Here is a 19198-nt window from a genome sequence, read left to right as displayed (position 1 = left end):
GATCACTGACTGGTCGAACTGGCGGCCCTTGAACATCTAATCCTCCGAAAATGTCGAAGGGGTCTTGCCATAGCGCCGGTAATCAAAACGTTGCAACACATCCACTTGGTTACCAGTCAAATTTTTCTTTTCTCGCGGCTTCACGAATTAGGATTGGATGCTTCGCTGTTGGGCGTGAAGGGAGGTAGGCTGGGATGGCGCGGCCCCAGCGAACCCACAAAACCTTGACACGATGCAGGTAAGGCGGGGGACCTCGTCAAACGTGTCGGCAGGCTGGCTGGCTGGCGTTGCTAATAATTAAATAGAGCACGGCAAGACGGTGTGACCTTGCCCCCAGTTTCTATCCAGTTTTGAGTTCGTTTCCGGCGTGGGTTGTGCCCTGCTGGGCGGGTGAAGCGACGGGCGCTGGCGCGGAGCCTTTGGCATCGCGCAGCGCGAGCGACCGTCGCAGATTGAAGGTGGTGGCGAACTCGGCCGGTGTCTGCCAGGCGATTTGGGAATGCGGCCGGGCGGTGTTGTAGTCGGCGTGCCACAGGGCGATGGCGAGCCAGCGAAGTAAACAGCGTCTCGTTGAGCAGTTCATCGCGCAGTCGGCCGTTGAAGCTCTCGATGAAGCCATTCTGCATCGGCTTGCCGGGCGCAATGTAATGCCATTCGACGCGGTTCTGATCCGCCCAGGAGAGGATGGCGTTCGAGGTGAACTCGCTGCCATTGTCGCTGACGATCATTCTCGGCCGGCCGCGCTCGGTGATGAGCCGGTCCAATTCTCGGGCAACCCGCATGCCCGAGAGCGACGTATCAACGATGAGTGCCAGGCACTCTCTCGTGCAGTCGTCGACGACGGCCAGGACGCGGAAGCGGCGCCCGTCTGTGAGCTGGTCCGATACGAAGTCGAGCGACCAGCGCTCGTCGGGCCTCAGCGGCACCACCATCGGCGCCCTGGTTCCGATCGCCCGTTTGCGGCCGCCACGGCGGCGAACGGCGAGCTTCTCCTCCCGATAGAGCCGGAACAGCTTCTTGTGGTTCACGACCAGGCCCTCCCGCCTCAGCATCACGAGAAGACGCCGGTAGCCGAACCGGCGACGCTCCTGCGCGATCGCCTTCATCCGCTCGCGAAGCTCGCGGTCGTCCGGCCTGCTGGTCTCGTAGCGAACCGTCATGCGGCAACAGCCGATGGCTTTACACGCCCGCCGTTCGCTCATCCCGAAGCCTTCCTTCAGGCGAGCGACAGCTTTCCGCTTGGCCGCGGGCGTCACCATTTCTTTCCCACAAGATCCTTCAACGCGGCATTGTCGAGCATGGCGTCGGCCAGAAGCCGCTTCAGCCGCGTGTTCTCGTCCTCCAGAGCCTTCAGTCGCCGAGCCTCGGAGACATCCATCCCGCCGAAGCGGGCCTTCCAGTTGTAAATCGAGGCGTCGCTGACCCCGTGCTTGCGGCATAGCGGCAACCGATACCCCGGCCTCATGTTCCTTCAAAATTCCGATGATCTGCTCTTTAGAGAAGCGGCTACGTTTCATGTCCTGGTCCTCTCGATGGGCCAGAACGAACTTCAAACCGGATTAGATAAGAGGGGCAAGGTCAGGTGGAGACCATCGCGCTCTACAACAAGAACAATTGTCCAGAGGCGATCATCATTATCGATCCGGCGGTCGGGAGGCCCGGCCGGCTTAAGCGGAGCGTCGACGATCAGGCATCTAAGAGATAACCGGCATGATCCGCTCAAGGTCGGTGCTGGAGTTGCCGCCCGAAAATGGCTCTTGGCCCAGGAATCGAGTCGCCATCGCGGACTTTGCACGAGTGCAGAGCAGGCACTGCTCCCAATCCGGACGGCGAAGGGCGGAGCAGGTGAAAGCCGCGGCAGTTCAGGAGTTCAGGACGGGGTATGATCCATAGACGATCACCATCTTAGGGGCGCCTGGAAGGCATTTCGCGCGACGCAACAATTCACCTTGCTCGCGAAACATTTCATCGTGGTTGATTTGGGGGCTGGCCCCGTGGTTCAGAGAGCTTAGAGCGTTCGACTAGTTTGACCAGATCAGGACGCTTCAAGTAGGACTAGAATGTTGAACCAAGGCGTATAGTGGCCATTGTCTCTGCTAAAAGATTCGTAAAATAATGTGTACGTGTGGTAGATGTTTAGGCAATACTAGAGGATACCGGCATCAATTGTCGATGTTAAAGCAAGTTAGAGATGTAACAGCGTTGGCAAATTAGAAATGCGACACTCGTAGGGCAGGGGCGTTTCGGTTCCTAGCAAAGTAGAAATGTCGCACCGACGGTGAAGCCGCGCCTTCTTGGCACCGACGAGAGCGCCCGATCGGGCGTCAGCTGGTCGGGGTTGCGCAGCCCGATCGGGGGCGTTCCAGTGAAGCTCCCTTGGCTTTAGCTTTGAGACCCGCCGCCGGACAGATCGCGGCGGACTGGCGCTGCACAGGCAGTCCGCTTGCCTACACTTTGCCGAGAATTCATCAGGGCAGCGGGGCTTCTGGCAGCTTGCCTGAATTCTCCATCAGGAATGCGAGAACATCGTCCAGGCGGCCACTGGCCCTGCCTGAATCTGCCGGATCAAATTTGTTCGGGGTAGTGACTTCAACACGGTCGACAGCGGCCGCCATGCGCGCCAGTGCTTTCTCCCGTCTGGCAATGACGGCCGGGTCGTTCATGAAGTCCCGCCGACGCCCAGGCTTGCGGTCGCGCTTCACATAGCCATTGCCCACGCTCCCGTCGGGAATACCGAACATATGGTCTGTCTGGCCGGTGCGCCGCGGAGCGTGCTGGCTACGCTTCAGCTCCCGACCTTCCTGCATCTCGGCAACCATCAGCAGCGCCGCATCGAGACGTTTGTTCTCGACGACTGCAGTCCTGTGCACTGAGCGAAGTTTGTCGAAGGTTCTGTAGGGCAGGCCGATGCCATCATGCGTTATCTCGAGCCGGCCGTCCGGATAGTCGCAGACAACGACCTTCTTGCCGGCAAGACGCTTCGCCAAGTCAGTCGGATCGAGGATGAACAGCACCTTGTCGTAGCGCAGCGTCAGCGCCTGAGACACGGTGCGAAACTCTTTATGGCACATCGCGCCATCCAACTGTTCGTGATCGGCGAGGGGCCGATGCATGTTCTTCGGATTGCGGGGCTCTTTGCCAAAACACGCGTTGAAGTCCGCCATGAACTCTGGAGCGTAGGCGTTTGCCGCCTCGATCGTGCTGATGTTGCGCAGGCGCAGTTCCTTCACAAGTCGGTCCTGTAAGGTCTGGTTGGCCCGCTCGACGCGTCCCTTGGCTTGGGGCGTGTTGGCACAGATGATGTCGATATTGAGCTCGTAGAGCGCCCGGCCGAACTGCGTCAAACCGCTGGTCCGATCCAACTCCGAACCATGTGTCGTGCGGAAAATGCCGTGCTTGTCGCTGTAGAAGGCCAACGGCTTGCCGCAGGCGCTCAGATAGGCCTTCGCCGCATGGAAATAGTCAAACGTGTTCTCCGAGGCCGCAAAGCGCAAATGGAGCAACTGGCCGGTGGCATCGTCAATAAAGACGAGCAGGGCGCATTTGGGACCGCGACTCTCAAACCACCAGTGATGCGATCCGTCGATTTGCACCAGTTCGCCGAGGCAGTCACGCCGGCCTCGTGGCTGGTGAAGCTGGCGTTTGCGCTCACGCCGTGATGTCCATATGCCGGCTTCTGTCATCCAGTGGCGCAGCGTCTCTTTGCTGACCCCGATCTGATGGCGTTCGAGCAACTTCTCGGCAGCCAGTGTCGGTCCGAAGTCGATATAGTACTCGCGCACCAGGTCGAGCGCCGCATTGCGAAAGTCCTCGCTGTGACGGCGGTTGCTTGGTCGACCGCGCTTCCTCGAAGCAAGGCCAGCAGCGCCATCGCGATCATAGGCTTGCAACAGCCGGTGAACCTGTGCGCGGCTCAATCGCAACAGTTCGGCCGCCTGGACAACGCTAAGCCGACGTTCCCGAATCTTCTGAATAGCTTCAAGGCGATGAAGTTCGTTCTGCGACAAGGTGACGAGACAAGGCATGACGGTCTCCAAGGAGCCCGGTCCGTCGCCAGGCTGAGGCCGCAAGCCTTCCTTTCTAGCTTCGAGTTGGCCAGAGCATGAGCTGTGAAAGTCGGGGACTGTCGCATCTCTAAATTGCTCAAGTGTCGCATCTCTATATAGCTGCTACAGTCGAAAGTCGCGTAATATCTGTTATGGAACTTCCGAATATGGTGTGGAATCAATGGCTTCATGAGGGACCGCAACGGGTCGCGAACCGGATGTTCATGTTTGCCAGGCAGATCCGTGATTGGGATCTCGAAGTCTGGTGCTCGGAGCCGCGCCGTCGTGGCCCCGAAACGCCGTCGAGGCCGGATCGTAGTGAGCAAGGCGCAGGGACCCGCGACGGCACGTCGTGGGTGGCCGCAGTGAACGGAGAGCGGGACGCCATGGCAGGTTCCATAGAACGACGTTGGTGGTGCAGAGGAGCAGACGGCCCGGTCCTCGGTGGGCGTTCTGAGCGGTCTTCCGGGGAGCTGGCCATTACCTCGTCCACACAAGCCCCTTCGGCGACCATGTAATCATCGGGCGCGACGACGCCAGCTCCGTCGCGCGCTCGCACTGGCCAAGAGCACGCCACGCGATCCGGCCGTCGGCGAAACCTGGGCGCGCAGGCGCCGCCGAGGTTATGGAGCGGGCGCCGTCTACTGATATACCCAATAGCCTATGCCTTGCGGTATCGTATCATCATCGAAATCATAAGCGGGGTAATGCACTCCGGCCGTCGGTCCGTTGCCGATGAGTAAGTATGCGTCCGATGCTAGACACTCGAAGAGCGGGGCGTTGCGCTCACGACTGCCTTCCCGTCCTGCGAGATCACCACGCCATAGATGTCCCTTGCGACCTGTACGGACACGACTCCGTCTCGGACATCGCGCAACACCACCTCTGGCTTTCTTGCCTTCGGATATCCCCAACCTCCCCCACCGGATCCTAGAATTTTGAAACGTGCTGGAGGCAACGCCTGTGCGCCGTAGGGCGGTACATCCACGGCCCTCCCGCTATCCAACTCGAAAACGCTGATTTCGGCCATGGCGCCTGACAAACCTCCAACACATCCGAGGCCGGTTGGACGGCGCCCCCCCTCAGCTCTAATGTGGTGTTCACTGGGTGTAAAAATGATAGCCTCGTACTCCACACCAGTACCGCCCCGGTATTCACCGGCACCGCCTCCATCGAGGCGAAACTCTTGTCGCAGGATCCTGCACGGATAAGACTGTTCGTAAGTCTCCACGTTCGGAATGGACATACCGCCAAGAGTCATCTGGGCGCTAGTCATCGGAAATCCGTCCCGCCCTTTTACTGCACCACCACCTGCCTGCCCATGCCAATGATACATAACGAACATCCGCCCATCGGGCTGCCGTCCGGCAGAGATGCCGTGAACCAGCTTACCCCAGCTGGCACAGGCACGCTCAGGATCTGTTTGCTCCAGCGCTCGCCAGCATGCGTTCATGATGTCGGTTGCCGGAAAAACCGTACACATCGTCAGTGGCGCCGGTGGTTTTGCGTTCACTACCGTTCCTTCTGGCGCAATAATCTTGACGCAACGGTAAGCCCCCTCGTTGCGCGGAATTGATTTGTCCAAAAAAGACGAAACGGCGACGTAAACGGATGAATATGTGTTTGCTAGGCTGCTATTCTTGAACCCTCTGATCTGCGGCGAGCTACCGGTGAAATCAAAGGTGAGCACATCGCCCTTGATCGTAAGTGTCACATGGGTTTCGACGTCGCGCAACTCGAAACAATCATTGTCGCTCACATCTGCTCCCTTCCAAACACCGTCTGGTAGATCGCGGACCGCTTGACGCATGCTTCGCTCACCGTGAGCGAGAACCGCATCCAAATAATCTTCTGCCCGGTCGGCACCGAGCTCAATAAATAGAGCAGACATTCGCTCCGCTCCGATGCGGGTTGACCCAACCATCGCAGCTAAATCGCCGTCCAGCAGATCCGGACAACGCGAGTTCAGCAGGAGAAGCTTCCAGAGGTCGTCGCGACGTTTACCCGATTCGTAGAGTTTCAGGACTGGTAAACGAATGCCCTCGTGGAAGATTTCGGTAGCTGCTGCGTTGTAGGTCCCGGCGGCACCACCGCCGATATCAGATTGGTGTGCCCTGTTTGTGCAAAAGCCGGCAAGCACGCCAGCTGCAAAAACCGGACGGATAATCGTCCAGTCTGGCAGGTGATTGCCGCCGGCCTCATACGGGTCACTCAGAATAAATACATCGCCATCACTAATGTCCTTGCCAAGATCCCGCAGTAAGGCCCGGACCGCGAACCCCCCTCCGCCCGAGTGTATTGGCAGGCCATCGGCTTGAGCGATCGTTTCTCCTCGCGAGTTGCTCAAAAAACAACTGAAGTCGTGACTTTGGCTGAAGATCGGGCTCCGTGCAGTCTTGACCATAACGGTGCCCATCTGCAACGTAATATGATCAAGTTGCTTTTGAATAATCGCCAGCAGCACTGGGTCATTGATCGTAGTCTGCGTTTTCATCCGATAATTGCCTTAATTGCATTTGCGCGTAGGGTTCACTCCGCGGCCTGAAAATTTGATCGAACACCAGTCGAATTAGATTCTGCGTGACCGATCTTGATCAAGTAGTTGTTGGCCGCCGTAACGTTTAGCTCGTCGTGGCTACCTACAATTAGCGTGGTGGTCGATTCATCGATTATCGCTGGGCCCGAAAGCGATTGTCCAGGAAGCAATAGCCGCCCATCGTATACAGGTATCACCGCAAACCCTGTAAGGTGATCTACCCAGACACGTCGAAACTCCGTCGGCGTGGCTTTTGCATCCGAGTAAGCGGGGGCAACGACCGTAAGTGGAGGCTGGACACCAACACCGGCGAGCCGAATGCCAGCGATCAGCACCGGCCCTTCTTCTTGGAAATAACCATAAAGTCTTTCATGGGTTGTCTCGAACGACCGGCGCACATCGTTGAGATTGGTCGATTGACAATCAACCGAAACGTTCCACTGTTGTCCAACATAACGCATTTCATATCCGCGAATGAACGTGCTGTTATCAGCGGAGAACCCTTCCCTGTGGAGGAACCCTTCGGCCTGCGACTGAAGTTCATCAAACGCTCTATCGAGCGCTTGTTGGTGTTCCCCGTCTTTGTCGTTAAGCTCTCGAAGCCACGTTAAAGAGTAATCGTGCCGTACGTCCGTATTGCACATGCCAAAGGCGCAAAAGACGCCCGCAAGGCGGGGTACGTATAGCGATGAGCAGCCAACCGATCGTGCGGCAGACGGACCGTGTAACGCGCCTGCACCCCCCGCTGCAACAAGAGTAAACAGTCGAGGGTTGTAACCCCGTTCTACCGAAACCTTCTCGATCGCGTGTTGGATATTTTGCTCAACAAGTTTTATTAGGCCGATGGCCGCCTCTTCCACATCTATTCCCAAAGGTTCCGAAAGGTGCCTTCGAACGGCGTCCGTTGCTTTATCCATATTGAGCGAAATGGCACCGCCAGCGTAACTCCCCGGTTTTAGTCGCCCTAATACAAGGTTAGCGTCCGTGACCGTCGGATATTCGCCACCAAACCCGTAGCATGCTGGGCCAGGACGTGCTCCTGCTCCCTGAGGACCCGCCTGCATCATACCAGCAGAGTCGACGTGGCCAATGGTACCACCACCAGCTCCCACAGTATGGATTTCCACGGCGGGGATGGTGAGGTGAAAGCCATCGACGTTAATCTGGTCCGTCATGCTGACGGCGCCGTTCTTCACCAGGGTGACGTCGCAGCTTGTGCCTCCAACTTCGATGGCCATGAGATCTTTGGACTTTGTATCGTGCCCGAAAAAGCGAAGGGCACCAACGCCAGCGGCAGGGCCTGACAGTATCAAGCGGACAGGTAGATTTGCAACCTCTGGTACGGAAATCGCTCCCCCATTTGACTGAACCATCAGTAGGCCACGTGGTAGGCCCAGTTCACTCAGCCGCCGATCGAGCTCAGTCAGGTAGGGAGTTACACGCGGCGCGATATACCCATTTACCACGACCGTAGATGTCCGCTCATATTCTCCGATGATGGGCGCAACCGCCGCTGACTCAGTCACCCAAGTGCCGGGCATTGACCTGCGAACATAATCCCCGACAGCCTTCTCGTGGGCTGGGTTACGGTAGGCATGCAAGAGCGAGACAGCGACGGACTCTACCTGTTCGTTTTTGAAAATCTGAATGGCGCTATCTACGGAAGAAAGATCAAGCGGCTTTATGACAGTTCCGTCATGGGCCATTCTCTCTGATACGTACAAACGAAGATAACGCGGAACCAATACGTCAGGATACGGTTTGCGATGATCCCAAACATCGTCTCGGAATCCCCTCCTGATCTCGAGACTGTCCCGAAAGCCTTCGGTGGTAAGAAGCCCTGTTTTGGCTCCCTTCTTCTCAAGAAGCGTATTGGTAGCTACGGTTGAGCCGTGGACGAATTGAGAAGTCCCGGACAATAGTGCGTGTACTGAGATGCCGAGTTGAGAAGCCGCGAGCTCCATCGCGGCAATAACGCCCTGCGCCGGGTTGCTCGGCACCGACGGCGACTTGTAAGCGTGGATTTCGCCACTTGCGTCAACAACTAATAGATCGGTAAAAGTGCCACCGACGTCGACACCAATGCGATAAGGCCTAATTAACATGTCAAACTTCCTGAAGAGATCAAACGGCGTGAAGATTCCGGTGCTGGTATCACCCCGGAAAAGAAGATGTGGTTGGATAGGATATACGAGTCAGAGCCAACTGAGAAAGAAAAACGATTGTGAACAATCACCACTGTCTCATGATACCCCGCCCCACGTTGTATTGTCACAAGCGGAAGAGAATTAGGTCTGTATTGAGGTGACGTCTTAATAAGTATTCTTGTCAAATTGTGATCGCAGTCCGAGTTGCTTGACCTGGGCCACGCTTTCTGAGAGGTCGGCCAGATACTGGTCGCAAATCTTCGCATGCACGGGATTGACCGCCATCTGAATGGAAGGTGCCGGGCGCTGCGAGCGGCCGATGAACCACCCCTTGTTCCCCATTTCCTCGGCTACTGCGTTGATCTCGATGTCCGGATCGACGCTCTTGTAAGCGAAGATGCACAGCTCGATCGGCTTAATGACTTCCAGTCCGTCGATGGCATCGATGCCGTCGGTAAGGCGGTCAACAGTTCCTAGCGTAATGTCCGCGAGGCGGCGATAGCCATCGTTTCCGAGGACGTTCATTACGGCATAAGCTGCCGCCACGGCACCGCCAGCGCGCGTGCCTTGATTCGACTCGGACTGGTAAGTACCTCTCGACCACTCGAGCGCGAAATGCGCCAGCTTCTTATCCTCGGCAGAGGAGAAAAGCACGAGAGAGGCTCCCTTGGCTGCAAAGCCATATTTATGGATATCGGACGAGAGGCTCTTCACTCCCGGTACGCTCAGATCGAAGTCCGGAATGCTCCTTCCGTTCATGCGCGCAAACGGGGCGAGGAAGCCCCCGACGCAGGCGTCGACATGCAGCCACAGACTGTTCTTGAGGCATATTTCGCCCAATCGGGTGATGTCATCGAATGTTCCCGCAGCATAGTTCGGTGCCGATCCAACTACCATGATGACGCTATCGTCCAGGGCCGTCTGCAGTAGGTTGAGATCGAACTTGAAATCGCGATCGCGCATCGGGAGCCGCTCTACCTCGAGCTCCATGAGATCCGCCGCCCGATTGAACGCCGGATGGGCGGTCTCGGACAGAAGGATCTTATACGGCTTCTTCTTACCGCTCTGGCGGGCCCACTGACGCGCTGCCTTGACTGCCAGGAGGATGCTTTCCGTGCCTCCGGAGGTGAAGATGCCGCCGCTCGCTTCCGAGCCGCCCAAGATCGCGAGTCCACGACGGATGACCTCGTCTTCCATCCGCTTGAGGCTGGGGAAGGCGCGCCCTTTGCCAAGCCCGTTCTCGACCATGTACAGGCCGTACGCCTCGCGTTGGATATTCAGCATCTCCTCATCGAGGTAGTAGATGTACGAAGGGAGGCGGCCTCCCTTCCAGTCAAAGTCCTGATCCTTGAAGGATTCCATCTCAGCGCGCACTTCGTTCCACGTGCGTCCATCCGTCATTGTCATGTCCACATCCTGATATCGGCAAGTGATTTCGTTGATGATAGGGCGGCGCAGGTTCGGATATGGTGGCTATCCGGACTTGCGCGGACCGGCATTCCTTCTCTGCAATCATTGTTGATGCCTCCTCGAAGCGTGGCTCGCCGCGCATCCAGTGGCGCCGGGGGGCATCGGGCCTGGTGCGGCGAATGTTGCGTGGGACACTGCTCAACGCCATGTGAGGCGCATGAGGTCGCTTCCCTTCGAGCGATACATTTTGTTATGACAAACGAATATCAAATGATCGCCATCTGTCAACCGATTATTTCTCAGAATGTCGCCTTGACAGAAAAATCCGGATTACTTTGTGGATGTAAAACCGCATGAGTGGGGGATAAATAGGGGCGCGGGGTTTGAAAGCCAAAGTTCCTGCTTGTCCGCCTCATTTCAGCCGTAATGGCTTTATCTGTTATGACATACCAAGCTCAACGCAGGAGAACGGAGACCGAGATTAGCAGGCGGCGTCCCGGCCATGCATCAGGGCTGTCAGAGGACGATAGCGCCACGAGCGACATGATGAGCGGCCTTTCGACTACGGATGCCGCAGTTGCAGAACAGCAATGTCCCGCAAGCAACTCCAGCGGAGTTACATTTGTCGGGCTGGCCGGAGGCCGCCGCCAGCGAAGGAGCTAGACGGTCGGCGGTCGGTTTGCCCGACGGGGGTGGATTGAGGGTGCCGGCGATCGAAATGCGGCCGATCCGTTTGAGTCAGCCGATCGGGGGCAGCTTTAATGTAGCATCGGCGCGGGAACGTTTGTCGTAGCTAGTTGACGTGCCGATCGAGACGGTTTTCTGTGGCGTGACGCCGTTTGTCGTCCAGGACCTGTTTACGATGACCCTGCTGTTCTGCTTTCCTTTCCTCCCCACTTCGCTTGCAGCCCAGATGGCGAACTAACAGGTGTCGTACAAGCAATCATGGCCGATCTTATACACGCAGGAGACAGTGCAGGGTTATTCCGAGATACTGGTCTCGGACGCCGGGGGTCCGTCTACGATGAGATCCGCTTCCGGTTGATCAGCGGCGGCTACCGCCCAGGCGAAAAGATCAAGCTGCGGCCGCTGGCCGAGGAACTGAATACCAGCGTGACACCCGTCAGGGAGGCACTCCTGCAACTGGTGACGGCCGGAACGCTCGAACATTCCCTGCAGAAATCGATACGCGTCCCGGAAGCGAACTGGCACGTCTACAAGGAGGTGCGAGAGCTCCGTATCCTTATAGAGTCCCGCGCCGCAGCATATGCCGCCGCGCGGATACCCGAGAGCGCGATTGAACATATGGAGGCGCTGGCGGAGCAGCTCGATACCAAATGTCCTGCCGACCTCTCCTTACATCGAGAGAGACTGGTCGAGTTTCACTTCGAGCTTTACAGACATGCCGGAAAGCCTGTGTCGCTAAAGCTAATCGAAAGCCTGTGGTTGCAGTCGGGACCCTATCTCAGCTTCCTGATTCCCGAATATCTTCCTCTGTCGAAGTCTCCAAGCCTCCGCATCAAGATTTGCTCTGCCTTGAGACGGCGGGACGGGATGGCAGTCGCGGAAGCTATCGAAACGGACCTCCGAAACGCACTGGGGTACCTGCTGGAGCGGTTTACCTAGGCCGCTATGTCGCCGTGTTGATGACAGACTTGGTAGACCGCATTCATGCAACGGTTTCCGCAGGATGCGTCTCGATCGACCTCGCGATGCTGAACATCCGACGGTAGTCGCGGTTTTCCCCATGACCAGAAGACCTACCGGAACTAGCCTGCTCTGATCCTGACAGGGCAACGTCGCTGCGTAGCAGTCGAAGAAGTTGACGATCCCTTTGTGAAGGCCGATCAGGAATCGATGCGCTTCGCGTCTTCCTCGTCTCCGAGTTCGAGACGGGCACGCTGGGATTGGACCGCTCTCGATCGACTCGGCTGCGAGGGTCGTGATCGCGTGAAAAATATTTGCAGTGATGCCGTCGCTGATCTGCAGAATTCGGCGTAGAGATTTCGGCGTCAGCACCGTCGGTCGGCGAAGCGGCATATTCCGCAAAATGGACGAGACTAGTGCTTCGAGCTGTTCGTTGGCCGCCCACCTATTCAAGGTCAGCTCGCTGAATCGGCGGGCAAGCTGTACGTCGCCACTTATCGCTTCGCGCGCTTCGATTACGCCGAAGCAAACGAGGGAGATCTGAAGCCGATTGCTGAGAAATCGCATCGTGTTCAGCACGACCCGCTGTTCGCGGTATGAGCCGGCGAGGATGTTATGTACTTCATCGATAACTAGAACCTGGACGCCGACCGTTTTCATAAGCCGCAACGCCGCTTGCTCCATTTGGACAATGTCGGCGCGGGGTGCCTGTGGTGCTCCAAGTGTAGCCAGGATCTCGGCATACAAACGGCGCTCACCTGGCTTGCCGGTCATCTCGATTGCCAGCACCGGCATAGCCTGAACGCCGGTCGTCGGATCAAAACGGGAGGGGTTATTGTCGCAGAATTTTTCCATGATCATCGTCTTGCCCATGCCACTGTCGCCGTAGATGGCGACTGAGGGCATGCGCGTGCCGCGCGGATGGCCGACCAGCAGGTTGAGACGATCGAGTGCCTGCTTGGCGCGCGGATAAAAAATCCATCGACGAGCCTGAATCGCGCGAACTCGCACAATATCGGGCTCGCCGAGGAGGTCTTTGGCCGCCTGCGTCAGATGGACGTTATCCGTGCTCAAAGGGGCTCAATCCAGATCTTCGACGGAGGGAACAGGTTTGCTTGAATCGACGCCCCGAAGCGAGCCCACTTCGTTCGTTTTCGCAAGCCGCTGGCGCCCTTGTGTCTTGTGTTTCGCCTGCTCGATCAGTTTGCGCTGCGAGACGCAGTGCGAATAAGGACGTGCATGTCAATTTCGCGTTTGCGCCTGAGCGTTGAGTTTGCGCCGGGCAGCCTGCGCCTCCCAGAGCGTAATGGGCGCGAGTGTCACATCGGCATAGCGAGCCTCGACAAAGCTGCCTGAGGGACGCTTAACAAAGACGCGCGACAAATCGCGGGGGTCGTATTTCACAATCAGGCGGGCCTTGGCCCGTCCGATATCGGCGGCCAGGGCGGGCGACCAGTAGCGGATGTTGAAAAGATGGATGCCGGTCGGGCGCAACGTTCTCTCTGCCTCCGGCAGGAAGGAGATCCAGAACTGCATACGATCGTTCGGCAGGCGCAACACCAACTCACTCTCCTGCTGTCGCCAGACCGCAATCGGTGGCCGACGGAGTGCGCCATGGATAGCATGATGGTATTGCCCAACGATCTCGAGTGCGATGTAGCGCTCAAGCTCTCGAAGCGTCAGTGTCGCATGGCGTTTGGCATCATACTCGCGCCGTTCCTCGATGTTGGTTGAGGTCGATCCTGGCAGCAGATGAACCGCGCCCATCTGCGTGCCGATCAACCGTTCGATGTGGCCGCCGAAATGGGGCGTTCCCGGCGGACGCCAATCGATCTTTATGCCGTTGTCCCGGCAAGCACGTTCGAATGCATGACTTCGAAAGTCCGCGCCGTTGTCGACATGTATCGTTCCCGGAAAACCGGTCACGGGCCATGCTTCACGGATACCCCTCTCCTGCAACCATTGGGTTTTGTCGAATACTGAGTGCAGTATGCATAGGCTTGTCGATAATCGCGACGGCGCCTCCATGGTCAGGTAGAGGCCCGTCACCATCCGAGAAAAGATGTCCAACGCCAGTGTCAGCCAGGGCCGTCCAAGCGGCAGACGCGTTTCTTCGTCGACAACGAATACTTCAACTTTGGTATGATCGATTTGCACAAGTTCAAGCGGCCGCGCCGCCGATAGGGCACCTGGCGTGGCCGTTGTAGCTTTGACGACCTCGCTCTCGCCGCGCTTACGCCCCCTCACCTGTAGATCGATCTCTTCAACCCGAGATTTGATAGTGCGCCAGTTTGGCGGAGCCAAGCCGGCTGCTGCGCAGGCTATTTGGACCCGCCGAACCAACTGCGCGAAGGACGGGCGTGTCGGCTTGAGATAAAAGCTTTCAATCGTTCGTAGCACGAGGGCTTCTCTATCTTTGTCGAGGGCGCGATGTCCCTGGCGCCGACCGCGCTTGCGGTCCATCAGTGAACTTACAGTGCCACCTGCTCGAAACAGCTTGATCATCCTGTAGAGAGTGGCCCGGCTGAGATCCAGTTCCCAAGCCAAATCCGCTACAGCCTGACCGCTCAGACCTTTTGGATAGCGCTCCACGAGCTTGCGGATTGCCTCTTCGCGCCGGCACGCCTCGTTCCAACGCGCTCGCTCCCCATGATCATTGCTGTCGTCGCCCATGCTGCCCGCGAACAATTCAAACTAACGTTAGACCGTCAGAATCTCACATTAACTGCAGCGAGCCAAGCACGAATCTCAAATTAAATGCAAATTCTCAATTTAAGTACAAGGCTAAGGGCTTGCAATCATTAGGCGAGCAGTCTCACCTTTAAATACAGCGCGACAACCGTTTTCGTCCGTTCGACTATCTCACGGCCCCTTCAGAAATGGCTCGGCCTAAGACGCATGGGAAAAGCAGAAAAGGCAACAGATCGGCACGAGAATGAATATGGCCGCGCGAACTGACAGACGCGTCAACTATCGGCATTTCGCATGGTCGGTGGCACTGGACTTGGCGTGAGATGCGCCCACCCTGTTGGCGCGGCTTCCCATAAGGTCGTCGCGGCTTCGCCGGCGAAAACCGCCCGCGTGTTTTGGGGCTTGATGGACCGAGAGGCAGAATAACCGGCAATCCGATCTCAATAGAAGTCGAGGAGATCGACGAGAGCGCTTTAGATACCGCCGGCCGGGAAGGCCTAACTTTCCAAGGGAGAAAAGCCGGTCCAGGGCGGCGTCCGGCGCGGACCTCTTGCCGGCGGGGCATCGGCTGGCCGGTTGCTGGGCTCGACACTTTTGCTTTTCAACATTGAACTGCCGTCAGTGCCGTGTTGCGTATCATGCCGTTCTGGCCTGGAGAGCGGTCCGCCTCACGATTGCGCGCGATCCTCTCGCTTGCGCGAGGGATGATAACCATAAAAAGGGCGCCCGGAACAGGGCGCCCTTCTCATCGACGAAATGCTCGGATTGGAGGTCCGTGATCAAGCAATCCGCCGAAAACCTCTACAAGCCTCACCACAATGGTTCAGCCGCAAATTAGGCTCGCAGTTACCGCTTCGAACGCGGCAACGGGCTCTTCAATCCTCAGAACGAGCGCTGGAAGCGGAGCACGCCGCCGATGCTGTTCTTCTTGTCGGCATTGGTCCAGTTAGAGAAGTCCACATCCCCGAACTTGCCAGCGTGGAGATAGTCGACTTCGGCCGTGATCGTCAGACCAGGAACGATATCGTAGGCGACATTGGCGGCAATGCCGAGGTTCTTCCACTCGTCATACGCCGCCTGAAGGTTGAAAGAGGTCTTCTCGTTGAACTTGTAGGTGCCGCCGCCCCAGACGGCCCAGTTGCCACCCCACTGCTTGTAGAAGCCGCGACCGCCGGCAGGAATAGCGTAGGTCCCATCGGTTAGGTTGTTGTCGGTCCCATAGCCAGCCATAATGAACAGCGACAGTTCGTTGGTGGCGTTCACATCCAAGCGGACCTTGCCGGCTACCTCTTCGTAGTTGCTGTCGTAGGCGATCACGCCGGTGATGGCGCCCCAGCCCTGCGTGTACTTCACGCCGCCGACAAGATGCGGAACGTAGCTGTCGATCGTGCCGACGACGCCAGAACCCTCTTCGAGCGATACCACGGCGGAGAAGCCATTCCCGGCGTCGAAGTAGTACTGCACGACGTTGGTGTCGAAATCGCCGTAGGGAACGAGCGTATCGTTGATGACGTTGCCGGCATAGCCGATAAACGTATCGAAGGCCGAGTCGTCCTTGCCGACGCGAAGGCCACCGAGTTGGATCCAGGCGAAGTTCAGTGTGATGCCCCTGTTGAAGGCATAGTTCTGGGGACTGTCGGGACCCGAATAGGCGTTGCGGTTACCGAAATTGAATTTGGTCTCGGTGTATGTCTTCAAAGTACCGAGTTCGGTTTCCTGGCCGGTCCAAGTCCTTAGGTCAAAGCGGGCGTTCTTGCGCCAGGTGCCCTGGTCGCTGCCGTCTTGGACGTCGTGGGTCCGCGCCCCGTCGTAGGATCCAACGTCACCAGCGCTGATATCGTAACGGACATAGCCGCCGATGCGCAGGCAGGTCTCGGTGCCGGGGATATAGAAGTAGCCCGAGCCATATACGTCGCAGATCTTGACGTATTCAGCCGGTTCCGGCTCGGCGACCGTCACCGCGTCGGCGGCGCGGGCGCTGGAAACTGCGATCAGGGCCGCAGCTGAGCCGAGAAGAAGGCTCTTGATGTTCATACTTGATCTCCATTCAATGATTTGAAAGGGGCGAGGACGTCGATGGACGAACCGCTCCCTGTCCCCACGATCGAAAAAGATGCGCATCGCGATGCATCCTTCCCGGCTCGAACGCTATTCGCTGGGCGAATTAGTGCAAGTTCAAATCCCGTCTGCCAGGCGCATAACGAAGTATCAGTTGCATTTTTACCACTAAATCTTCAGTATTACTTGCACAAATTGAACAACTATACATTTGAACAAATCGCACAATTGGCACATCTGCTTTGTGCGCACGTACATAATGCGCGGACAGCCGTCGGCATTCCGGCCAATCGTCAGATAGATCCAATCAGAGAAACAGCCTGGGCGGCGGATGCGACGACTTCTGCGTTCATACCTTCCCTGAGCAATTCGATTGGAACGCGACCCTTGAGAAGGGGCGACGGGCTGATCAGCCACAGCCAAGCCAATCTGGGATCGGAGATCGAGGAAAGCACCTGCCTAATTCCGGGCATGGGCCTGCCGTCGATGAACTGAGCCAGGGGAAATACATGCTTGCGGGAGCCTCGCCGGAAGGCAACCACATCATTATGCCGCTGCCACCAATACAGCGTGGATCGCGGTATTCCAAAACGTCTCTCGAGATGCGTCGACCCCGCAACTGGACCGGCCCACTCTGCAATGCGCGCTCCTTCTCTCGGGTAACCTTTCTGAACCGGATACCCGAGAGGATGATCGGCTGGCCGAGGTCGCGAAGCGATCTCACACGCCTGGGCATTTAGCCGTCGCGCTGCTTCGGCCTCGAGCCTACCAAGAAATTCGGCAGCCACGGTGGTCAAATCGTTGGAAGGAGAACCCGAAGGTGCAACAGCAGCCTTGTCACCCTGCCTCGCCTCATCGCATTGGGCAAGGATGCGCTGCACCTCCCTCATGACAAAGCTTGAAAGCTCGGTCTGGCGCTTTTCATCTCCAAGATCACTCGACCCAGACATATGTGGCTTTCTCAATAGCACGCCCTCAGCAAGCCGCTGAAAGAGCGTTGAAGACATGAAGTTTGGCGGACGGCGATATATTGCGTCTTCGTTTGCTCGCGACCTAGCAACCGTCTTGCGGTTTCAACTGTGCCTCTCAATAAAAAAAAGGGAAGAACGTCGATGGACGACCGTCTTTGTTCCAGCGATCGAAACAGATGCACATTGCAGTGCATCCTTAGCAGCTTGACGCTATCCTCAACGCTCGTTTGTGCAAGCTAGAACTGTTTCTTGCCAGCGTTATATAATTTAGATGTTGCTTTTATGCAACAATTTTTCAAGCGTTACTTGTACAAATCGAACGTATTGCACATTTAGACAAACTGTAGACTCGACAACGACTTCGATGCTCGCATTTACTGGTGACACACGGGACGTTTCGTTTGCAAGATCACTCGAACCACTCATACGGGCTTCCCGGCAGGGAGAGCAGGTTTTATCCGGTGCCTCAGCGGCTATCTACAGCCGAAGGACCAGGCGCCGCGTCCTCGTCACTACCGACCAGCAGGCCCCTGATCACGCCAGTGGTATCGAGATCGAAGGAAGGTGTGGTATTTCGCTCATTGTGGGCACCCGAGGATATCTCTACAGGCCGCATGGGCGTTTGTCCTGCTAGCTGCAAGTATGCGCGACGTGGTGTTCAGTTCGCCAATATAATATTCCGGACGATACCATCGCGTTTGCAGATGGCCGCGTCCCATGGGGAACTGCCGCTGCTTCGACGCTCGCAAGGACGTCCGGAATGAAGCACTCCGCCGCGTCGCGAGTACGACGCTCAGCGTTGCCCCGTAAGTTGGTTCATGGGATGTACAGCGAGGTTGGGGAGCTTACGACGCCGGCTGGAAGGTCCGCGACGCTGTTCAAGCTCGGCGAGGCTGACGCTGCCGAGTTCCGGGAATCCGAAGCCGAGATCGCAGAGCCCGAACAGCCTATCGCCATCCGCATGCAGTTCGGTGAGAAGCCAGGTCGCCGATCCGGTCGGATCGAACAGTTTCACGACCGGAAAATGGTCGGTTTCATCATCGGCAGCGCCGTTGGCGAGAAGCCGGGCGCGCAGGTCGTCGGTGATCAGGATCATGGAGAGACTCCTCGTCAGAACAGGTTGAGCTGGTTGCGCGCGGCTTGATCAAAGAGGCGACATCGAGCGGCTTCTGCGCGGCGCGCGGGCGCATCAGCGCGTCCATCAGAAGGGCAAGCCGATGGCGCGCGGTGATCGGGCTCACACAGGGAATGAGCGTCTGCTCGCCTTCCGGCGTCTCGGTCTGCAGCGTTTTGGGATCGCGTTCGCTCATGCCGCGATCTCCTCAGGGACCATGCCCTCCGCATCGGCCTGAAAGCCGAGCAGGAAATCGGCGGCTTTCGAGGCGTGGCTGGCGGCGCGGAAGATAGCCCGGTTGTCCTCGCGCAGCACCTTCAGCCATGAGCCGATATAGTCGGCATGACGCACGGTCGGCTCGATGCCGAGCGTGGAACAGACAAAGGCTGCGGCGATTTCGGCGACGAGTTCCTCGCGGGCATAGGTCTTGGAGCCAAACGAGCCGGAAAGGTCACGGGCAAGCCGCGTGGGGTGTCCGGTCCAGTGGCCAAGCTCGTGTTAGGTCCCATCTTTATCGCGTCCTTTCTGTCATCTTCCCGCACTGGAATCAGGACAGTCTTTCACTTGTAGGACGCTGT

General features: G+C 57.5%; 9 protein-coding genes and 5 pseudogenes. 2 read left to right on the top strand and 12 right to left on the bottom strand.

The genetic code is table 11. The features are described 5' to 3' along the window. Window positions 1-340: 340 nt before the first annotated feature. The 5 genes and pseudogenes from NKH13_RS34420 to NKH13_RS34400 all read right to left on the bottom strand — a co-directional run bounded on the left by NKH13_RS34420 (window position 341) and on the right by NKH13_RS34400 (window position 10136). Window positions 341-1517 (bottom strand): annotated as a pseudogene (locus tag NKH13_RS34420) (IS3 family transposase). A 1086-nt stretch (window positions 1518-2603) separates the two neighbouring features. Beyond that, window positions 2604-4025: pseudogene (locus tag NKH13_RS34415) on the bottom strand (ISNCY family transposase); the annotation flags it as partial. Window positions 4026-4803: 778 nt separating this feature from the next. Then, a complete protein-coding gene (locus NKH13_RS34410) occupies window positions 4804-6540 on the bottom strand; it encodes a hydantoinase B/oxoprolinase family protein (RefSeq protein ID WP_352917257.1) in 1737 nt (578 codons plus the stop codon). Between the two features lie 35 nt (window positions 6541-6575). Next, entirely contained in the window at window positions 6576-8687 is a 2112-nt protein-coding gene (locus tag NKH13_RS34405) for a hydantoinase/oxoprolinase family protein (RefSeq protein ID WP_352917255.1), read from the bottom strand. Window positions 8688-8894: 207 nt separating this feature from the next. Further along, on the bottom strand, window positions 8895-10136 hold the full coding sequence (locus tag NKH13_RS34400) for a pyridoxal phosphate-dependent decarboxylase family protein (RefSeq protein WP_352917254.1): 1242 nt from the start codon (window positions 10134-10136) through the stop codon (window positions 8895-8897). A 948-nt stretch (window positions 10137-11084) separates the two neighbouring features. Here NKH13_RS34400 and NKH13_RS34395 point away from each other — a divergent pair. Beyond that, window positions 11085-11666 (top strand): annotated as a pseudogene (locus NKH13_RS34395) (GntR family transcriptional regulator); the annotation flags it as partial. On the opposite strand, the gene NKH13_RS34390 reads toward NKH13_RS34395, so the two are convergent. The 3 genes from NKH13_RS34390 to NKH13_RS34380 form a co-directional block, all read right to left on the bottom strand. After that, on the bottom strand, window positions 11568-12797 hold the full coding sequence (locus tag NKH13_RS34390; protein ID WP_352917259.1) for a TniB family NTP-binding protein: 1230 nt from the start codon (window positions 12795-12797) through the stop codon (window positions 11568-11570). The pseudogene NKH13_RS34395 and the gene NKH13_RS34390 overlap by 99 nt on opposite strands. A gap of 231 nt (window positions 12798-13028) precedes the next feature. Next, on the bottom strand, window positions 13029-14459 hold the full coding sequence (locus NKH13_RS34385; RefSeq protein WP_352917252.1) for a TnsB C-terminal domain-containing protein: 1431 nt from the start codon (window positions 14457-14459) through the stop codon (window positions 13029-13031). A 900-nt stretch (window positions 14460-15359) separates the two neighbouring features. Next, window positions 15360-16511, bottom strand: coding sequence for a porin (locus tag NKH13_RS34380; protein WP_352917250.1), 1152 nt, complete (start codon window positions 16509-16511; stop codon window positions 15360-15362). A gap of 42 nt (window positions 16512-16553) precedes the next feature. Here NKH13_RS34380 and NKH13_RS34375 point away from each other — a divergent pair, with 42 nt between their 5' ends. Next, on the top strand, window positions 16554-17030 hold the full coding sequence (locus NKH13_RS34375; protein ID WP_352917248.1) for a hypothetical protein: 477 nt from the start codon (window positions 16554-16556) through the stop codon (window positions 17028-17030). Between the two features lie 38 nt (window positions 17031-17068). Here the strand turns inward: NKH13_RS34375 and NKH13_RS35830 are convergent. The 4 genes and pseudogenes from NKH13_RS35830 to NKH13_RS34360 all read right to left on the bottom strand — a co-directional run. Continuing rightward, window positions 17069-17425: pseudogene (locus tag NKH13_RS35830) on the bottom strand (antitoxin Xre/MbcA/ParS-like domain-containing protein); the annotation flags it as partial. 874 nt (window positions 17426-18299) lie between these two features. Then, window positions 18300-18602, bottom strand: a complete 303-nt coding sequence (locus NKH13_RS34370) for a DUF2958 domain-containing protein (protein WP_502914607.1) — start codon at window positions 18600-18602, stop codon at window positions 18300-18302. Continuing rightward, a complete protein-coding gene (locus tag NKH13_RS34365) occupies window positions 18544-18816 on the bottom strand; it encodes a hypothetical protein (RefSeq protein WP_352917247.1) in 273 nt (90 codons plus the stop codon). The genes NKH13_RS34370 and NKH13_RS34365 overlap by 59 nt, the downstream gene beginning before the upstream one ends. Further along, window positions 18813-19118: pseudogene (locus NKH13_RS34360) on the bottom strand (zincin-like metallopeptidase domain-containing protein); the annotation flags it as partial. The pseudogene NKH13_RS34360 and the gene NKH13_RS34365, both read right to left, overlap by 4 nt. Window positions 19119-19198 lie beyond the last annotated feature (80 nt).

It is taken from the genome of Mesorhizobium sp. M1348 (genome assembly GCF_040317925.1).
Lineage (GTDB): Bacteria > Pseudomonadota > Alphaproteobacteria > Rhizobiales > Rhizobiaceae > Mesorhizobium.
The sequence above is the reverse complement of the archived record's forward strand: the minus strand, read 5'-3'. Positions and strand labels throughout refer to the sequence as shown.